This window comes from Francisella-like endosymbiont, from assembly GCF_003069505.1.
In the GTDB taxonomy this organism is placed as follows: domain Bacteria; phylum Pseudomonadota; class Gammaproteobacteria; order Francisellales; family Francisellaceae; genus Francisella.
Window position 1 is genome coordinate 47,867 of the sequence record NZ_QAPC01000004.1, and the last position, 18,365, is coordinate 66,231.

Sequence of the window (18,365 nt, forward strand, 5' to 3'; positions counted from 1 at the left end):
CTAAATATCCTTATAGCTTTTAAGTGCTTTGACTGCATACTTTTTATCTGTCTCAATACAATAACAACTAAGCTTACCTCCAAATACGCATCCTGTATCTAAAGCTATTACATTGCTATCTTTTGTCTCACCTTTGATAGCTGCCCAGTGTCCAAAGATTATCTTATAGTTATCTGTAAATTTCTTATGCTTTAATTTGAACCATGGTTTAAAGTTTTCAGGTATCTGATCGATAGTTGAACTAAATTTAAGGTTCAAGCGACCATTTTTATCAATAGTTCTCATCTGTGTGAAGTAGTTAAGAATACATAACCATCTTTCAATACCCTCTAATTCCTTATCCCATTTATCACCTTCATTGTTAAAAAAATTTGCTAATAAAAGTCTTCTGGTTGTTTGGTTTTTTAGCACAAACTCGACTTCATTTGCTATTTTCATTGCTTTTTTAGGTGACCAAATATGTGGAATTCCTGCGTGAGTTATAAAAATATCATTAATTCTTATTAAAAGATTTTGATTACACAACCAATCTTGAATTTCCTTTAGCTTTTTTGCTTTGATAACATCATTAAAGTTATTTTTATTGTTTGATGGTAAATAATTATAACTAACAGCTAAAAATAATATTTCATGATTACCTAAAGTGACCTGTGCTGAATCACCCAAAGACATGATAAAGTTTATAGTCTCAAGGGACTTAGGACCTTTATTAATAGTATCACCAGTAAAAATAAGCCTATCTTTTTGTATATCAAAATTTATCTTTTGTAGTAATAATTGCAGTTCATCGTAACAACCATGTACATCACCGATAACATATGTAGCCATCTTGTTATGCCTTAACTTAAAAAGTTTACTAAGTTGACAAAATCTTCAACACTTAAATTCTCTGCTCTAAGATTAGTATCTACAGGCAGTGTGTTAGGATCAATTTTTCGCTTTTTTAATATACACTTTAAGTTATTATGCAAAGTTTTTCTACGTTGCGCAAAGCTTTGTTTGACAATTTCTTCAAAAAAATTGTAGTTTTTTAGCAATAATTTATTATTTCTAGGTTTAAGTCGTAGAATAGCCGAGTCAACTTTAGGCTGTGGATAAAAAACTTTGGGAGAAATTTTTAAAATCATATTACAGTCAAAGTGATACTGTAATATCACCGATAATCTTCCATAGGATTTACTATTAGGCAAAGAAACAATTCTTTCAACAACTTCTTTTTGTAGCATAAAATGAGCATCAACAATTTTCTCATTATCTTTGATTACTTTAAAAAGGATTGGTGAGGAAATATTGTAAGGAAGATTACCTATTAGTTTTATTTTTTGATTTGATGTATTCTCCAAAGAAGACATATCAAATTTCAAGAAATCTTGATTATATACACGCGAAGTTCCATATTTTTGGCAATTTGCTACCAATGTATCGATAATACTTGTATCAAACTCAATAACACTGACATTATCACTACTTGAAAGTAAATATCTTGTCAGAGCCCCTAAACCAGGTCCAATCTCGACGACTATATCATGCTTTTTTATATTAGCTAGCTGAACTATCTTACGAATTATATTTTCATCTTGGAGAAAATTCTGTCCTAGCGATTTCTCTGCCTTTGTCTTATATTGCATTTTAGTAAAGTTCAGGTGTTTTTAAATCTTCTTCGAGTATTTCTATATATGCATCATCTTTCATTGATGTTAGCCAAGTTTTATAAATTTCTTGAGCTTTTTCAGAGAATATTGCTTCTAATGCTTTTTGTTCTTTAAGCTGCTCAGCAGCATCATACTCTTTGGTTTTTGTATATTTAATAATCATCCAAGTTTTACCATCAGCTTGAAAAGGTTTTGATAACTCGTTTTCTTTTAATTGCTTAATTTGTGCAAACGCAGCAGGAGGTAATGAAGGTGGACTATCAAGTTCTGATACCCAGCTAAATTTACCATTAGGATGATTATAATCTTGGTTATATTTCATCGCAACTTTAGCAAATTCTTGACCGCTCTCAATAGTAAGTCTTGCTCTTTCAAGAGAACTTTGAGCACCCTCCTCGGTCATACTATCATTGAGCTTTATCTCTATGGCATAAACATAATACTTTATCACTTTTTTACTTAAAATTGGTGCTTTTTCATCAAGATTATCTATATATATCATTTGCAATGTATTATTAACTATAAAAGGTTGAGATACTTGATGATTTTTAAGTCCTTTTACATATTTCTTATATATCTCAGGTATTGAATCAAGCTTAACCTGTTGACTAACTATACCTCCCGAGATTGCATTTGAAGCTTGGGAAAACTGTTTAACAACTTCAGAAAAATCAATACCACCGTCATTGATAGCAAGAGCTAGTTTTTTAAATAAATCTATTTTCTTTTGGCGCACTTTTTTAGAATCTGGTAAAGCCACAATAAGATTTTTAAGCGTATATAACTTAATAGGCGCCATTTCTCTATTAAACTGTTTTTGATGTTTTTTAATATACTTCTGTATTTCTTCAGGAGAAACGTATACTTGCTGTGCTATAGCTTGCTGTTGTAGTTGGCTTATCATTAGCTGATCCCTAATTCTTTTTTTATAACTATCAAAAGACATCCCAGCTGCTTCGATATTAAGCTTTAAAGACCCCATCGATACACCATTTTTTGCAGCAATATCTTGTATTGCGGTATCTAATTGTTGGTTAGATATTGTAATATTATTACGCTCTGCAAGTTGTAATAAAACACTTTGAGATATTAAATCTTGTAGCGCCTGTCTTTTTAGTTTTAGAGGATCTGTATTAAAAGTTGAATTTGGCTGCATTGCTTCTAGCTTAGCAACTTCTTGATCTAACTCAAAAGATGTAATTGGTTTACTATTTACTATGGCAACTGTCTTGTTTACAAGATACTTTTTATCTGATGTATTGATTGACACTGACGATGTAGCATCAATACCAGAATCAAAAGAGTTTTGAAACATAGCCGGAGATATATCTGAATAAGCATTAGTTAACATGAGTACCAACGAAATAATTATCGTTAACTTTTTCATTACACTCCTCCTCCCCACTCTCCTACTTTATAACCATTTATTTGTTGTAGACGTGAAGATATATCACTAGTATTACCAATACCTCCAAGGCCTTTTAACTCAAATTCCACCATATAAGTATTAGTCAAATCACCAAGTTTTGTTGGATTGTTAGGATCTTGATTGGTATATGCACTTGCTTGCCATAGAGCTCTAACTGCCCAAGACTTAGCATTATATTGAACACCTGCAAATACGTTAGAGATTAGCTTTTGTTTAAAGTTATAATTCCATAATGCTGTAATGCCCCAATGATCAGTAACATTTAGAACTGTTGAGAGAGTGATAATTTCTTGAGATGGAGGCATTTGTCCCTGGTTTATTTGCTCCTGAGTAATAAAGTTCCAGTTGTCTAAAATATTGTTATATGAAATATTGAAAATATTCTCATTTTCATCCTTATATGATAATTGATAGACTTGATAACCTACTTTTTGAGTTTGGAATCTATAGTTAATTTGTGCTGAAAGATAAATATTTTTCATAACCTGAAACTCAAAAGATGGCATAACAGGTGAGAACATATCTTTTGAATATGGATCTTCCAAGTCAGGATATGGACAAGCTGAGTTTCCTTGACACAAATTAACCTTTCTATCAGCAAAATACACCATCTGACCAATTTTAGCAGATGCTAAAGTACTTCCATCATCTTTGCTAGTAGTGTAAAACTCTAGTGCATATGTTAACTGGTTGGCATTATTAATCCTATCATAACCGGTAAACCTATTCACTTGAAACATTTGCATATATTGCTCATTCTGTAAGTTCGTATCAAATATAGGGATATCATTCTGATTCTGATAAGGGATATAAGTATAAAATAGTCTAGGTCTTATGGTCTGAGTGTATGAACCATTCTCAGTAGTATAATCTCTATCAAAATACATCCCTGCATCAATATTAAATATCGGTAATATACTAGTCACACTACTTTTACTAAATTGAATAGTATCTGTAGCTTTATTATTTAATTGATAATAACGAATAGGTACTTCTAATGATGGGTTTAGATATCCCCAGTTATTAGCAAAATTTCCTTTTATCTTTGGAGCTTCATAAGATCTAAAACCACTCACATTAGTTCCTTCTACAGAACTCACGCTGGGATTAATTGGCCATGGTGATTTGTAAAAATATGTATTTAGGGTATTTGCACTAAGTGTCACATAATCAAGAGTGTAACCATCTGATGTTATATTAAACCTCACCTCAGGAAGTTTAGCATAAGGTATATTCGCAAGGTCAATAGTTGGATTCACAACACCATAGTCTAATACAGTTATACCAGAATCGATATAATCATTACCATAGTTTAGATTAAACTCTCTATCTAATAATGTCTTTGTGACTAAGTTAATATTTCCAGCTGAAAAATCATTATAGTAGTTCTTATCACTAACATACTCATATTTCAAGTTTGTATTAAAATTTTCATACTGACCTGTAGTTGATAAGGCAAAGGCGCCACGCATTTTTCCTTCTTTAAAATCATAAGGCACTATTGAGCCCTCAAACTGACCTTGGAAATATTTAGTCATATAACGCAATATACCATTTTCCATTATACCTCTTTCAGACCATATAACATTATTTAGTAACAAGTCATAATTAGGTGCAAGATTAAAATAATAAGGCACCGATAAACCAATACCAGAATTAGCATTTTGCACAAAACTTGGAAATAAGAAACCAGATCTTCTTTGATTATTAATTGGATATGAAAAAAATGGCACGTACATTACTGGAATATCTTGGATTTCAAAATAACCATTCTTTACATATGCCATTCCAGTATTTGTATCTATATCGATATTATTACCGATAATTTTCCAAGCATTATCATAAGGATCACCTGAAGTAATATATCCATCAGTGAGTATTAGGTCACCTGAAGTTTCTTTTTTGAATGTCTTAGCATAACCACGTAAATAACCACTAAAATGATCTTTATCATATATACGAGTATCAGGCATTTCTCGTGCTAACCTAAAATATGCTTCACCGGTACTATAAGTTTTATCCATCATATCAGCATCTAATTCTGTAGTACGGATAACTATACCTGTCGATGGTTGCTTAGCGATAACATCACCAATCATAACTAGCGACCTTATAGCACTGTTATTATCATTTAAGTTTATTATCGCATTATTACCATACAGTTCCTGATCACATTGTAGTACTTGGACATTTCCAGATACTATTAATGTACCATCATTATCAAACTCAGATCTCTCATAACTAAGATCTGTCTTTTTAGACTCACATAATGCTTTAGTAAACTGACTATCGTTACTGTAGTATCCACCAACAAAATATGATGGTTTCTTAACCCATGCCAGATCATCTGCAATAGCTTTTTCTTTTTCTGCTGTAGTAAGCTCTTTACTGAAAACATTTTTTGGCTTCTTTGCTCTTTTACAACTCCACTCGCCGTCGACAACTTTACACTGCCAATCTTCTTTAATAGGGCTATTGCTTATTATCCGCGCAGCATTTGCTTGCACTGTAAACAATACAGTGCCAAAACACATCAACAGATACTTATAAATCCCTTTTAACATAATTGACCTTTGAGAGCCTTAATTTATTGAGTTTTTTAAAATAACCGTGATATTATATCTATATTTGAAAGATATTTCCATTCTAACTTAAAACTCTTAGATATAACAAAACAATTGGGCTATTTTAATGAATATAGAAAATTATTTATCAGAAATTCTTGCAAAAGTATTCCAAAAACTAGGTTATGCAGAAAGTTTTGCTAAAGTTGTAACCTCAACTCGTGAAGGTTTGGGACATTTTCAGTGTAATGGAGCTATGCCTTTAGCTAAATTTGCTAAAAAACCACCTTTTATAATTGCCGAAGAGATAGTAAAGCATATTGATGCCGAGGATGTTTTTGCAAAACTAGAAGTTGCTAAACCAGGTTTTATAAACATGACTTTAGCACCAAAATTCTTAGCTAATACTACAGATAAGTTTTTAAATTCCGTTAAGTTTGGTGCTCAAAATTACTTATCAGCTAAAAAAGTAGTTCTTGACTTTGGTGGTCCTAATGTTGCTAAACCGATGCATGTTGGTCATATTAGATCTGCACTTTTAGGTGATGCTTTACAAAGGATCCATCGCTTCTACGATAATACTGTTGTCTCTGATGTACACCTAGGTGATTGGGGTACGCAAATGGGTATGCTTATAAAAGAAATAAAACTACAATCGCCACAACTTGCATATTTTGATGAAACTTATACTGGAGAGTATCCTTCTGAATCACCAGTAACTGTTCAAGAGCTAGCTGAAATTTATCCTCGTGCTTCGAAAAGATATAAATCTGACATAATTGAAATGGAAAAAGTTAGGCTAGCTACCTTTGAATTACAACAAGGCCGCAGAGGCTATGTTGCACTTTGGCAACATTTTGTAAAAATTTCGACCGCTGCAATTAAAAAAGATTTTGATAGCTTAGATGTACATTTTGATTTATGGTTAGGTGAAAGTGATGCTAATAAATTTGTCAATGAGATGATTAATTACTTTAAAGCTAATAATTTTATCTATGAAGATCAAGATGCTTGGGTTATAGATACGAATAAAGATGGTGTACCACCTCTTATAGTCATCAAAAAAGACGGTGGTGTTATGTACGGTACTACAGATCTAGCTGCTTTGTGGCAACGCAGTAGAGATCTTGATCCAGATGAAATAATCTATGTAGTTGATAAAAGACAGTCTCTTCATTTTAAACAAGTATTTAGCGTTGCTGAGAGAACAAAAGTTGTCAGTAAAAAATGTAAACTTAAACACGTAGCCTTCGGCACAGTTAATGGCAAAGATGGTCGCCCTTTCAAAACTCGTGAAGGTGGTGTGATGCATTTGGCAGATTTAATTTCTCAAGCAAAAAAATATGCCAAAAACAGAATGCCTGACGAGCACGATGATAGCATTATTGATCAAATAGCTATGGCAACTATTAAATTTGGTGACCTAGTCAATAACTATGCTAATGATTATATCTTTGATTTAGAAAAATTTGCGCAGCATGAAGGTAAAACAGGCCCTTATCTTTTATATACTGCAGTTAGAGCCAAATCAATTCTTAGAAAAATATTTGGTGAAAACTATGATATCCAATCTCTAACAAAATATTACAAAGTTGTAAATGCACATAATGAACATGAAGAAAAACTCCAGTTACAATTAATACAGTTTCCTATTGCTGTACAAAGAGCTTATGAAAATTCTCAACCACATCATATTTGTGAGTACGCATACTCATTAGCTAACAGTTTTAACAAATTCTATGTTAATTGTCCTATTACTAATCTTGATGATGAGTCATTTAAAAAAGCAAGAATTGCTCTATGTATGGCAACTGTTAAAGCTATGACAATTGCTTCAGATTTATTAGGTATCTCTATTCCAGATAGAATGTAAGAGATAAATTTCAACTCATGATAATCTTTAATTACTTGTAACAATCATTTTCTTTTTGAATAATTAAGCATTAAGATTTAATAATTTTTAGTTGGAAGTAAATTTATGTTAAAAATCTTCAAGCGACCAAAGGCTTTTTATACTATTTTTAACACTTTGGTTATCAAGCTCTAGTAGCTATTTTAGTTGTCTATTTGCAAAAAGGAAGTACTCATTTAAATTAAAGTCAAGCAATCGTAACCTATATGCAGCCTTTGCCGCTTTAGTATATGCTTTTATTGCCTTAGGTGTTTATATTGACGACTTTATCTTAGGAGCAAAACAAACTATTGTCTTGGGGCTTACGATAAAGAGACAACTTTATGGTGGCTGTCTTTGATTTGTGTGGGCACAGGGCTATTTAAGTCAAACCCAGAAAGCCTAGTATCTAATGTTATGACCATAGCGATTCCGGACAAATTAGCAATATTTTTACACTTTTTTATATGGCTATTAATCTCGCGGCTCATTAATTAGGTAACTTACCAATACCAATAATTACAAAAGTTTATGGTATTCAACTAGTTTTGTTGTTATCTCTATGGCTTTAATCTTTACTATAGCAACTTTTGTAGGCTTTAGCTTTACAATGAAACATATTTTAACATACGCTGGTGCAAAAAGCTTAACTTATATTACCTATTTTGGGTCATTATAGGTGTAGCAGTGATGATAAATATAGTTAAAGATTAGCTTATTTATTTGTAGCTAAACTAATAGTTATTCTTAGTTTTATAGCATGTGTATTTATTTATATATCTATCTTTTGTATATAAAAAAATGGTTACTTCTACAAGATGATGCTAGCACTAATTTTAATGTGTGATGCCATAGTATATAAGATTTTATATATACAAATGGCATCTTCAATAAATCTTTTCACAATTAAAAATACTAATCATCTAATCTTAGGAGTCACTATAGCTTCAGAGATTTTTCAAGCCTTAAACCCTTTCTGGATATTTGTACTAAGCCCAATTCTAGCGAAGTATTATGTTCACTTAAACAATACAAAATTCACTCTAAGTATCTACAGTAAATTTTCTATAGGATTAGTTGTTATAAGCTTATCTTTTATATTACTTTACATTTCTAAATTTACTACTGATAATAGCGTTGTTTTTATTATATTGGTTATTTGCTAGCTATGTTTTACAAGTCATTAGGAGAACTTCTGATATCAGCAATAGGGTTATCGATGTTTACTCGATTTGCTTCAGCTAAAGTTAATGGCTTTATGATAGGAATATGGTGGTTTAGCATTTGCCTCAATATTAGGTGGCCTAGTTGCACAAATAACAGCTGTTAGCAAAGAGCAAGTTTCTTCAGAAACGCTTGTATCATAATTAGATAACTATACTCAGCTCTTTTTGGTGATAGTTATAGCATAATAGTTGTTACATTTTTTCTTTAGTTTATCGCCATTTAAAAGAAAACTTCTTAGTAAATAAAACAACTTTTATTTATTAACTTACTAAAATCTATCGAATAGTTTTTGAATCTTTTTAAGATTATGTGTTTTTATTAAGCCCAATTGCAAAAATATCCTCGCCTTTTCTGGCGAAAGAGTCCCCTGAGGATACAAGATCAAATTTGTCATCTAAATTATTATAATTATGGGTAACCTTACCAAAACCTATATAACTTGAACGTACCACTACAATACCTTTAGCTCGTGCTTTCATAAGAAAATATCCTTGATCAGATGGAATATTACCATCACCAAGATCTGCAAGGACTATACCCTCTAACCCTTTGATAGCCAACACACTATCTAAAAACTACGCAGAAATGTCAGCTTGATTCATAAATAACTTAAACCTTGGGTAAGGCAGTTATTTTTGCAAATCATCGATATTTAATATATTACCAACATATTTAGGACTTTGATAATAATCAACATCATTAATTATTAATGTGCCTAATTTACCATAATTTGGAGCTTTAAATGCATCAACATTTGTTGTATTAGTCTTAGCCACATCATTTACAGTTAAAATTTCTTCATTCATCACAACTAAGACACCCTTACCAATCGACTGTTTGTTCACGACAGTAACTAAGGCATCATATAAATTCATAAGTGATCACTATTTAATGATGTAAATCTGTTATAGCCCCTTTATATCTAAAACTTGATTAAGAAAAAATGCTGTTTGTACCATAATATATACTATAACTACCATGAGTAATAATCACAGCATCAATATTGGATCATCTATTAGTTTTTGTACGTACTCAGAAAGCTTAATTCTTGTCATATCTACACTATCAATATTACAAAATTGTTCAGATTTTATATTCGCTAATTTACTAAAAGCTGGTTCTTTTTCTAAAATATCATTAATTGATAAACTTCCAGCTTTATAGACAGCAGCAGTTGATGATTTTACAATTTCTGCAATAGTATACGACCAGTTGTGACAATGTAAACATTTGGTAAAGCTGCTAAAGCAACTAAATATGACAATAAGAATATAGCTATAGCAACTATAGTTTTTTAAAATATCGATTGCATAATATTTACTATTAACTAAAATATAATAGACCCTGATCGAATGCATAATTCTACATCAAGATTAGAAAAAACTACTAAAAAATTAATATAACAATAAAAACGATTAAAAGGCAGAATTTATAGGCTATTACTATACTATAACAATCCTAATTTCTCAAAACCGATGTTGTTTAAAGCACCATATAAAATAACCGCCACAGAATTTGATAAATTTAAACTACGACTATTTTTATGCATTGGTATCTTAAGGTGTGTTTGTTTAAGTAGCTCTAATACATCTGCAGGTAGACCTCGAGTTTCAGGGCCAAAAAGTAAAATGTCATCACAACCAAAATCCACTTGATGATAATATTGTTTTGCTTTGGTTGTACATGCCCAAATTTGCTTATCTTTATTTTTTTGATAAAACTCAGCAAAGTTTTTATAAATCTTCAGATCGACAAACTCGTGATAATCTAAACCTGCTCTTCTTAGTTGTTTATCTTCTAACTTAAAGCCTAAAGGCTCAATAAGATGCAAATTAGCTCCAACATTAGCACACAGGCGAATAATATTCCCCGTATTAGGCGGAATCTCCGGTTCGTATAAAGCTATATTTATCATATTTTAACATTTAAACCAATTAGCCACATCTAAAGCAGTATATGTAAGTATCACTTTAGCGCCCGCTCTTTTCATCGATATAAGCGTTTCAATAGTGATTTCCTTTTCATCAACTAAACCAGCACTAGCGGCAGCTTTTATCATCGCATACTCACCGCTGACATGATATGCTGCTATTGGTAAATCTACAATATGATTTAGCTCATTTATGATATCCAGATAACTTAATGCTGGCTTGACTATAATAAAATCTGCACCCTGCTCAATATCTGCAAGCGCTTCACGGATTGCTTCTTTCTTATTACGATAGTCCATCTGATAAGTTTTACGATCACCCTTAAGTGATGAACCACAAGCATTCCTAAATGGGCCATAATATGCAGATGCATATTTGACAGAATATGACATAATACTTACAGTCTCAAAATTTGCTTCATCTAAAGCTTGTCGCATCGCAATTATCAGCCCATCCATCATCCCACTTGGTGCTACAATGTCTGCTCCAGCCTGTGCATGAGAAACAGCTATTTTTTGTAATATTTCTAATGTTTTATCATTATCAACATAATCATACTCATCTAAAATCCCACAATGCCCATGTGGTGTAAAACTACACATACACACATCTGTAGCTACTACAAGCTCTGGAGCAACTTGTTTAATTTTTCTAATTGCTTGTTGTGTTATACCATTAGGATCGTAATTCTCCGATGAAACAAGATCTTTAGTTTTTGGTACACCAAATATCATTAGACTTTTTATTTCAGCCTTGACAACTTGGTCAACCAACTCATCAAGTCTGTCTACTGACCAGTGATATTGATTTGGCATACTTGAAATTTCTTTTTTAATGCCTTGACCATGTACGACAAATATTGGATACATCAAGTCATCAACATTTAAAGTCGTCTCGGCAACCATATCGCGAAAAGCTTGTGTAATCCTAAGTCTGCGTGGACGTGATATTGGAAAATTCATATTATACCTATCTTTTATCTTTATTTGGGTTTATTCTGTATAAGACTATAATATTACCAATAATCTGCACAAGCTCAGACTTTGTGACTTGAGTAATTTCACTGGCAATTTGTTGCTTTTTTCTTTAGGTAAACGACTTGCTTTTATCTTTATTAATTGATGTGATGCCAAAGCTAAGTCAATCTCTAAAATTACATTTTCTGTTAAGCCTTTCTCACCCATCAGAACGACTGGCTTTAAGCTGTGTGCTTGAGCCTTTAATTTTTGTTGTTGTTTTACATCCATTTTATTTTACCTATTTTATAATTTCTAATATTAAGTTTTCTAGGACTAACTCTTTGTCTACATTTTTCAATTTTACAAAATAGCTTTGTGCCTCTAGAGCCTTAGAATACAGTTTGTATATATAATCAACATCAAATTTAGCCGCAAGATATTTTATCACTGCTAGTTTATCATAGTTTGCGATATCTTGGTTTTGCTCATCAAGTTTATAGTAATAAACATCTATAACTATACTAGTTAACCAATAAAGAGTATCCTTAAAATGTGGATTAGCTTCTTTCAGAAACACATTTAGATTAACCTGATTAGCTAGCACTTTGATCAAGTTATTTCGCAGTTGCCAAAAATGTTGTTCAAGCTTAATTTTAGCAATTACATTTATATCATTACGTGTCATTTGTAATGACTTTTCAATATCATCTTTTGACATATCAAATGCATAGTTTAGATAATTATACTTATCGTTTTGAGTAAATTTGATATCATAAACTAAAGATCTACTTTTGACAGTTGCTAAAACATCATTATAGTTTCTTGTAAACATCAAAAAAAAAGTATCCCGTGTTGGTTCTTCTAATGTCTTCAATAATGCATTAGCAGCTGATTCATTTAATAAATCAAGCTCTTGAATTATAATAATCTTTGCTAAATCATTATGTGCAGTCAGCTCACAATTTTTGATTATTTTTTTTATTTCTGCAACTTTAATCTCATCCTTTTCAATCGCTGCTATATTGATATACGGTGAGTCATTATAACTAAGTATTTTCTCACTTAACAATAATTGACACAACGAGTTAATAAAGTTATCTATCAATACAGCATCCTCTACTCTGAATATAAAAGCATGATGAAGCATCTGCTTAGCTTTTTGCTTGAGAAAATTATCAAGAAGTTGCTGATGTGTAGTGAGAGATAACACTTTTATCCTATATTTATTTTACATGCATACAATAAGTTTGCCATAGTTCTTTTAAGCATATTAAGCTTAGACTTTAAGAACCCCTTTTCTTTTTTTATAACATAACTTACTTCATATACATCATACTGTTTGTTAAGTAAATCGATTAAATAATCATCATAAGTCTGAATTTTATCAATCAAGCCTAACTCAAGGGCATCTTTACCAAACCAATATTCGCCAGTAGCTACTTTATTAATATCTAGACTTGGTCTATATACCAGAATATGTTTTTTAAATAGCTCATGAATATTCTCTAAATCTTGCTTAAACTTATTACGTCCTTCTTCCGTATTAACACCAACTGTGGTTAATGTACGCTTATACTCTCCAGAAGTATGCATTTCAACATTGATGCCGTTTTTTTCAAGTAATTCTCTAATATTAGGAATAGTGCCAACAACTCCAATAGAGCCAACTATAGCAAATGGTGCTGCTATTATTTTATGTGCAACAGCTGACATCATGTAGCCACCACTTGCAGCAACTTGATCAATACAAACTGTCAGATTTATTCCAGACTGATGAATACGCTCTAGTTGCGCTGCTGCAAAACCATAACCATTAACAACACCTCCTGGACTATCTATCCTGACAATAATCTCATTCTCTGGGTTAGCTACTGCTAAGACAGCTGAAACTTCATTACGTAGGTTTTCGACTTGCGAAGCATGGATATCACCCTTAAAATTAAGAACAAAAGCTTTTTGTTTTGGTTTATTTTGCTTATTTAATTCTTTTTGATCCTTTAAAAACTTTTTATACTCTTTTTTATCAAGTAAGGTCTCTAAAAGCTGTTGTTTAGTCTGTTTATATTCAGTTGCTATTTTATTTATCTCAAGCTTACCTTTAGCTAGCCTTGCAGCTTCTTGTTTTGCTTTGCTTAATAATGAAAAAAAACTGCCAATTACAAAGATTATAGCAGCAACAACTAACAAAGTACTAAAGGCAAAAAACACAAAATTTATAAAACTTTGATACCACATACCTTACATCCTTATCTATGTGTTCTTAGAGTTTTAAGTAATGATTCACCAGCACCACCTTTTAGGTTAGCTTTTTTAACGGAATCTCTAGTAAAGAGCCTTCTCTTATATTCATAAATTGCACTGTATTCCTCATCTAGAATAAATCCTTCTGCTTCTAAACAAATAATCAAAGCAGCGATATAACAATCCGCTAGAGTAAAGCCAGAAGATATAAAAAACTCTGATCCAGTAAAAGCTTTCTCCATCACTAATAAACTTTCTTTTAAATCTTTGAATATCGATTTAAGCTTCGCCTCGTTTGTTCTGTTCTTGCGAATTTGATCTAGTACCGGATACCACTCGTTATCAATCTTATCAAGCGATAAGCGTATCTTTATACGCTCATTGACCACACTTGGTAACAAACTTGGAGCAGGAAACCTCTCATCTATATAGATTAACAATGCTTTTCTATTATTAATATTATAGTCTTTCTCCCTTAAAACAGGGAAAACACCATTAGGAGAGATTTTCTTGATCATACCTGGTTCTAAATCCCCAGCCTCTACGATATCTGTTGCTATTTTCTTTTCTGATAAAGCAATTCTCGCTCTAAGAGAATATGGACAATACTTTGTTGTATATAATGTAACTTTCATCAAATATGCCTTTTTATAGATTAAAACAATTACTATAGTTTGATATAATTGTAGATAATAAGAACTAATATCAAATTTTACCATATTTATGGATAACTACAACACAGACGAGCACGGCTTTTTACTTGACTTTGTAAGTTGGGATATAAATTTCTGCAATTTAGCTGCTGCACAAGAAAATATATCACTCACACAAGATCACATACTTATTATAGAATTTTTACGTCAATTTTATCAACAAACCAATAAATCGCCAGCAATTAGAGAGCTTGTAAAAGTTTTGAAAGAAAAATATGATGAAAAAATAGGTAATAGTCTATATTTACAAACTTTATTTCCAGTATCACCAGCCGTACAAGCAGCTAAATTAGCTGGCTTGCCTAAACCTAAACGATGTATTTAAGATTAAAGAAGTAAAATCATATGACAAAAGTTTTTTGTAAAAATATCATCAAAGAGTTAGATGCAATTCCATTTCAGCCACTACCTGGTGAGCTAGGTAAAAAAATTCATGCTGAAATCTCTAATCAAGCTTGGCAAGCATGGTTAGCGCATCAAACCATCTTGATCAATGAATACCGCTTAAATCTAATTGACCCAAAAGCAAAAGAATTTCTCAAAGAACAAATGTATAAATTTCTATTTGAGAATCAAGAAGAAAAACCAGAACAATTCAGTGAAATATAGTTGCAAATCTTAAGGCTAATATTTTCTTGAGTTTTTGGTTAATTATAGCTAAATTTATCCCATACTTTTGACAGAAAATACTACTAACATGAGTAAATTTAAAAATTCTTATTATTTTGATATATTGATTTTGCTAAGCATATATATAGTATATTTCTTTATCTTTCTTGGTTGGCGCCATCTTAGTATACCTGATGAAGGTCGCTATCCCGAAATAGCGCGCGAAATGTTAAGTTCTGGTAACTGGGTTACTCCAACTATCAATGGTGTACCTTTTTTAGATAAGCCTCCTCTTTATTATTGGCTTGAGGCTACTTCAATGCATTTTTTTGGTATTAATCCATGGGCAATTAGACTACCTCAAGCTTTATTTGGCATATTAGGATGTATTTTGATATATACTTTTGGTAGGTACTTCTATTCGCGATTTGCTGGAATTCTAGCAAGTCTTATTTTAGCAGCAAATGTACTTTATTTTTTTGAGTCTCACTATGCAAATATGGATCTTATAGTAGCCAACCTACTTTGGATTGCATTTTTTTTGTGCTTAGCTAGTTTAAAACAGACTAATGCTAATAAGGCTAAGCGCTTGCTTATGTATACAGCATATTTTGTATCTGCCCTAGCATTTCTAACTAAAGGACTTATGGCTATCGTCTTTCCATGCATGACTATATTTATTTGGATGCTTATAACTAATAATTGGTATAGACTAAAAGAACTATATATACCTACAGGAGCAGTATTATTTGTTACTATAATCACACCTTGGCTAGTATTAGTACAGCAACAAAACCCTAACTTTTTATATTTTTTTTTCTATTTTCAACAATTTTACCGCTTTGTTGGTCATGGCTTTAACAATGCAATAGGACCATGGTTTTATTTTGTAATCATACTCACTGTATTCTTACCATTTAGTGTCTTACTCCTTAATAGATTATTTAAAGGTACAAAAATAATTTGGCAAAATAGAAAACAAGACTCCACAACTTTTCTAATAACATCTTGGTGTTTGTTAATTTTAGTATTTTTCTCAATTCCTAGCTCAAAAATCATAAGCTATATTTTGCCTATATTTGCACCATTATCACTATTAATGGCATTATCATTTGAGAAAATAGTTAAAAATAATGACAATATCGCTATGTTGAAAAAAATGCATATTATTGCAAGTATCATATTTCTAGTAGCTGCTGTTGCTATTATCGTATTTTCTTTAATGCAAAAACTTCTTTTAAATACTGAAGCACCTTTGCTATATACTACTTTAGTAGCAGTAACTGTGTTGATAATAGCTTTTAGCCTTAAACTATCATTAAAAAATCAAATTAGACAGGCAATTATGCTAATAATTTTTACTCTAATGCTACTTAATGTTTTAGGACAACTTGTAATTCCTTATTTTGATCTAAGAACTTCTGAGCCTCTCGTTGCTAAGGTACTCAATGATTCTAATTCAGATACTATTTTTGTTTATTATAATAGGCCACAACCAAAACATTTTATATTGAAAGAAGAGCTAAAACAAAAAGGCTATGAGGAAGATCTACCAATATTACTCAATGGTAATATCTACATAGTTTACAACTGGAATACTTATAAGCCTGAGATTGATAACTGGGCGAGAGAATTTTACTATGGCATAAACCAATATAAACAAGCACAGAATGGTCAATGGCCTAAATATCTAATAACTTACCCTGAATTTAATAAACTGCTAAATACTAACAAAGATATTATTATCTTTACTTCTGAAAAACAGTTACAAAAATTAAAACAAACATACCCTAGCGTAAATTTCGAAATTAAAGGTAACTATAATAAAAATGTTGTAGTCAGGGTTGTAAAATAACCAAATTGAAGGCTACTAATAATTAAACTACTTAACTTTTAGTGAGTTTTAAAAGCATAAAGTTAAAATTTTTGCTCCTATTAAAATTAAAAATAACACTAATCAAATATTAGTATTTAAGCATATTAATATGCATAAGATTAATTAGGTAACTCGACAAAGTAAGCAATTACTTATCAAAAGACTTTTTCGTTCTAACTAAAAATAAAAGTTTAGATCAGTTTAGCTAAATAGAGTTACAAAATAGAATTAATCTATATAAAATTTTAAATATTTCTACTTTCATCTTCATCAACAATATATCTAGGGCGCTTTTTTGCCTCATCAAATATACGACTTATATACTCGCCTAAAACTCCCAGAGAAATAAGCTGAACACCACTAAAGAACATAATACTCACAACTATAGTTGGCCAACCTGATACATTGACATTAAAGAACAAGCTTTGAACAAAAATATAAAAGCCGTATGTCAATGCAAATATTGAAATTACAATACCTAAAACAGATATCAATCTAAGCGGAACCGATGAGAAAGAGAATATACCCGTAAATGCTAGCTTAAAGAGTTTTTTGTATCCCCAGCGACTTGAAGTACCATCTTTACGATCTGCTACCTCAAATGGTATAGCATAAGAGCTAAAGCCAATCCATGCAAAAAGTCCCCTAATAAAACGACTATTCTCAGGTAGTGAATTAAATGCTTTTATACATTGTTTATCTAATAATCTAAAATAACCAGCATTAGCAGGAATTTTCACTCCCATAAGCTTATTACTAAACTTAAAGAATGTCTCAGATAGAAAACTTCTCGTAGCACTCTGATCTTTTCTTGTTCTTACACCATAAATATTAGAGTAGCCTTCACACCATTTGCTGTAAAACTGATTTATTACTTCAATAGGATGTTGGAAGTCACAATCCATTATTATCGCAGCATCCGCATCTTTAGATGCTTCTAGACCAGCTGTAATAGCTGCCTCCTGACCAAAGTTTCTTGAAAAACTAATAAATTTAATATTTAGCTGATCAACTAATTTTTGAATAATTTTCTTAGAATTATCCGAACTTCCATCATCAACAACTATTATTTTATAGTTCATAGTAATTTGGCTAAGTTTAGCTGCTAGCTCCCTCAAAAAAGAATCTATTAGTACTTCTTCATTATAAACTGGTATCATCGCATAAATACGCGGTTTATTAACATCCCTACTTGTCATCACAAATACAAAATATATTAATCTTAATTAATGATATTATAACTATGAAAGTATAAAATACATAGTAGTAAAGG

At 31.3% G+C, this 18,365-nt stretch carries 15 protein-coding genes and 2 pseudogenes; 5 read left to right on the forward strand and 12 right to left on the reverse strand.

From position 1 onward, the window contains the following. The 4 genes from C9379_RS06940 to C9379_RS06955 are packed head-to-tail and all read right to left on the reverse strand — an operon-like array spanning window position 1 to window position 5,645. Window positions 1–828, reverse strand: coding sequence for a symmetrical bis(5'-nucleosyl)-tetraphosphatase (locus C9379_RS06940; RefSeq protein ID WP_143384537.1), 828 nt, complete (start codon window positions 826–828; stop codon window positions 1–3). An 11-nt stretch (window positions 829–839) separates the two neighbouring features. Continuing rightward, window positions 840–1,628, reverse strand: a complete 789-nt coding sequence (gene rsmA / locus C9379_RS06945) for a 16S rRNA (adenine(1518)-N(6)/adenine(1519)-N(6))-dimethyltransferase RsmA (protein WP_143384536.1) — start codon at window positions 1,626–1,628, stop codon at window positions 840–842. A gap of 1 nt (window position 1,629) precedes the next feature. Next, window positions 1,630–3,039, reverse strand: a complete 1,410-nt coding sequence (locus tag C9379_RS06950) for a SurA N-terminal domain-containing protein (protein WP_318263211.1) — start codon at window positions 3,037–3,039, stop codon at window positions 1,630–1,632. Beyond that, window positions 3,039–5,645 (reverse strand): LPS-assembly protein LptD, encoded by a 2,607-nt coding sequence (locus C9379_RS06955; RefSeq protein ID WP_343377566.1) that lies wholly within the window; start codon window positions 5,643–5,645, stop codon window positions 3,039–3,041. The genes C9379_RS06950 and C9379_RS06955 overlap by 1 nt, the downstream gene beginning before the upstream one ends. Before the next feature lie 127 nt (window positions 5,646–5,772). Between C9379_RS06955 and argS the strand changes: the two genes are divergently transcribed. Further along, window positions 5,773–7,518, forward strand: coding sequence for an arginine--tRNA ligase (gene argS / locus C9379_RS06960; RefSeq protein ID WP_143384533.1), 1,746 nt, complete (start codon window positions 5,773–5,775; stop codon window positions 7,516–7,518). Window positions 7,519–8,375: 857 nt separating this feature from the next. Further along, a complete protein-coding gene (locus C9379_RS06965) occupies window positions 8,376–8,702 on the forward strand; it encodes a POT-type proton-dependent oligopeptide transporter (RefSeq protein WP_343377574.1) in 327 nt (108 codons plus the stop codon). A gap of 329 nt (window positions 8,703–9,031) precedes the next feature. Here the strand turns inward: C9379_RS06965 and C9379_RS08915 are convergent. From C9379_RS08915 to sspA, 7 genes and pseudogenes are all read right to left on the reverse strand, one after another. Then, window positions 9,032–10,051: pseudogene (locus tag C9379_RS08915) on the reverse strand (asparaginase domain-containing protein). 159 nt (window positions 10,052–10,210) lie between these two features. Beyond that, window positions 10,211–10,678: a tRNA (uridine(34)/cytosine(34)/5-carboxymethylaminomethyluridine(34)-2'-O)-methyltransferase TrmL gene (gene trmL / locus C9379_RS06985; protein WP_143384532.1), complete on the reverse strand. Its 468-nt coding sequence runs from the start codon at window positions 10,676–10,678 to the stop codon at window positions 10,211–10,213. A 3-nt stretch (window positions 10,679–10,681) separates the two neighbouring features. Further along, window positions 10,682–11,656, reverse strand: coding sequence for a porphobilinogen synthase (gene hemB / locus C9379_RS06990; protein WP_143384531.1), 975 nt, complete (start codon window positions 11,654–11,656; stop codon window positions 10,682–10,684). 7 nt (window positions 11,657–11,663) lie between these two features. Further along, window positions 11,664–11,941: pseudogene (gene yhbY / locus C9379_RS06995) on the reverse strand (ribosome assembly RNA-binding protein YhbY). Window positions 11,942–11,951: 10 nt separating this feature from the next. Further along, window positions 11,952–12,863 carry a DNA polymerase III subunit delta' C-terminal domain-containing protein gene (locus C9379_RS07000; protein WP_143384530.1) on the reverse strand — a complete coding sequence of 304 codons (912 nt, stop codon included), beginning with the start codon at window positions 12,861–12,863 and terminating at the stop codon, window positions 11,952–11,954. A 2-nt stretch (window positions 12,864–12,865) separates the two neighbouring features. Beyond that, window positions 12,866–13,888, reverse strand: a complete 1,023-nt coding sequence (sohB, locus tag C9379_RS07005) for a protease SohB (RefSeq protein ID WP_143384529.1) — start codon at window positions 13,886–13,888, stop codon at window positions 12,866–12,868. An 11-nt stretch (window positions 13,889–13,899) separates the two neighbouring features. After that, the gene (gene sspA / locus C9379_RS07010) at window positions 13,900–14,532 is read right to left on the reverse strand and encodes a transcriptional regulator SspA (RefSeq protein WP_143384528.1); all 633 of its coding nucleotides are present in this window, start codon (window positions 14,530–14,532) and stop codon (window positions 13,900–13,902) included. An 85-nt stretch (window positions 14,533–14,617) separates the two neighbouring features. Here sspA and C9379_RS07015 point away from each other — a divergent pair, with 85 nt between their 5' ends. The 3 genes from C9379_RS07015 to C9379_RS07025 all read left to right on the forward strand — a co-directional run bounded on the left by C9379_RS07015 (window position 14,618) and on the right by C9379_RS07025 (window position 17,071). After that, window positions 14,618–14,932: a TusE/DsrC/DsvC family sulfur relay protein gene (locus C9379_RS07015; protein WP_143384527.1), complete on the forward strand. Its 315-nt coding sequence runs from the start codon at window positions 14,618–14,620 to the stop codon at window positions 14,930–14,932. A 20-nt stretch (window positions 14,933–14,952) separates the two neighbouring features. Beyond that, window positions 14,953–15,216 (forward strand): oxidative damage protection protein, encoded by a 264-nt coding sequence (locus C9379_RS07020; protein WP_070083806.1) that lies wholly within the window; start codon window positions 14,953–14,955, stop codon window positions 15,214–15,216. An 88-nt stretch (window positions 15,217–15,304) separates the two neighbouring features. Continuing rightward, complete coding sequence (locus C9379_RS07025; RefSeq protein ID WP_343377568.1) at window positions 15,305–17,071, forward strand: ArnT family glycosyltransferase; 1,767 nt, start codon at window positions 15,305–15,307, stop codon at window positions 17,069–17,071. 266 nt (window positions 17,072–17,337) lie between these two features. Here the strand turns inward: C9379_RS07025 and C9379_RS07030 are convergent, their stop codons facing one another. Beyond that, window positions 17,338–18,294 (reverse strand): glycosyltransferase, encoded by a 957-nt coding sequence (locus tag C9379_RS07030; protein ID WP_143384525.1) that lies wholly within the window; start codon window positions 18,292–18,294, stop codon window positions 17,338–17,340. Window positions 18,295–18,365: the final 71 nt, after the last annotated feature.

Coding starts and splice junctions, on each gene's coding strand:
- C9379_RS06940 (WP_143384537.1), bottom strand. CDS start 828: ATGGCTACATATGTTATCGGTGATGTACATGGTTGTTACGATGAACTG.
- rsmA (WP_143384536.1), bottom strand. CDS start 1,628: ATGCAATATAAGACAAAGGCAGAGAAATCGCTAGGACAGAATTTTCTC.
- C9379_RS06950 (WP_318263211.1), bottom strand. CDS start 3,039: ATGAAAAAGTTAACGATAATTATTTCGTTGGTACTCATGTTAACTAAT.
- C9379_RS06955 (WP_343377566.1), bottom strand. CDS start 5,645: ATGTTAAAAGGGATTTATAAGTATCTGTTGATGTGTTTTGGCACTGTA.
- argS (WP_143384533.1), top strand. CDS start 5,773: ATGAATATAGAAAATTATTTATCAGAAATTCTTGCAAAAGTATTCCAA.
- C9379_RS06965 (WP_343377574.1), top strand. CDS start 8,376: ATGTGTGATGCCATAGTATATAAGATTTTATATATACAAATGGCATCT.
- trmL (WP_143384532.1), bottom strand. CDS start 10,678: ATGATAAATATAGCTTTATACGAACCGGAGATTCCGCCTAATACGGGG.
- hemB (WP_143384531.1), bottom strand. CDS start 11,656: ATGAATTTTCCAATATCACGTCCACGCAGACTTAGGATTACACAAGCT.
- sohB (WP_143384529.1), bottom strand. CDS start 13,888: ATGTGGTATCAAAGTTTTATAAATTTTGTGTTTTTTGCCTTTAGTACT.
- C9379_RS07015 (WP_143384527.1), top strand. CDS start 14,618: ATGGATAACTACAACACAGACGAGCACGGCTTTTTACTTGACTTTGTA.
- C9379_RS07020 (WP_070083806.1), top strand. CDS start 14,953: ATGACAAAAGTTTTTTGTAAAAATATCATCAAAGAGTTAGATGCAATT.
- C9379_RS07025 (WP_343377568.1), top strand. CDS start 15,305: ATGAGTAAATTTAAAAATTCTTATTATTTTGATATATTGATTTTGCTA.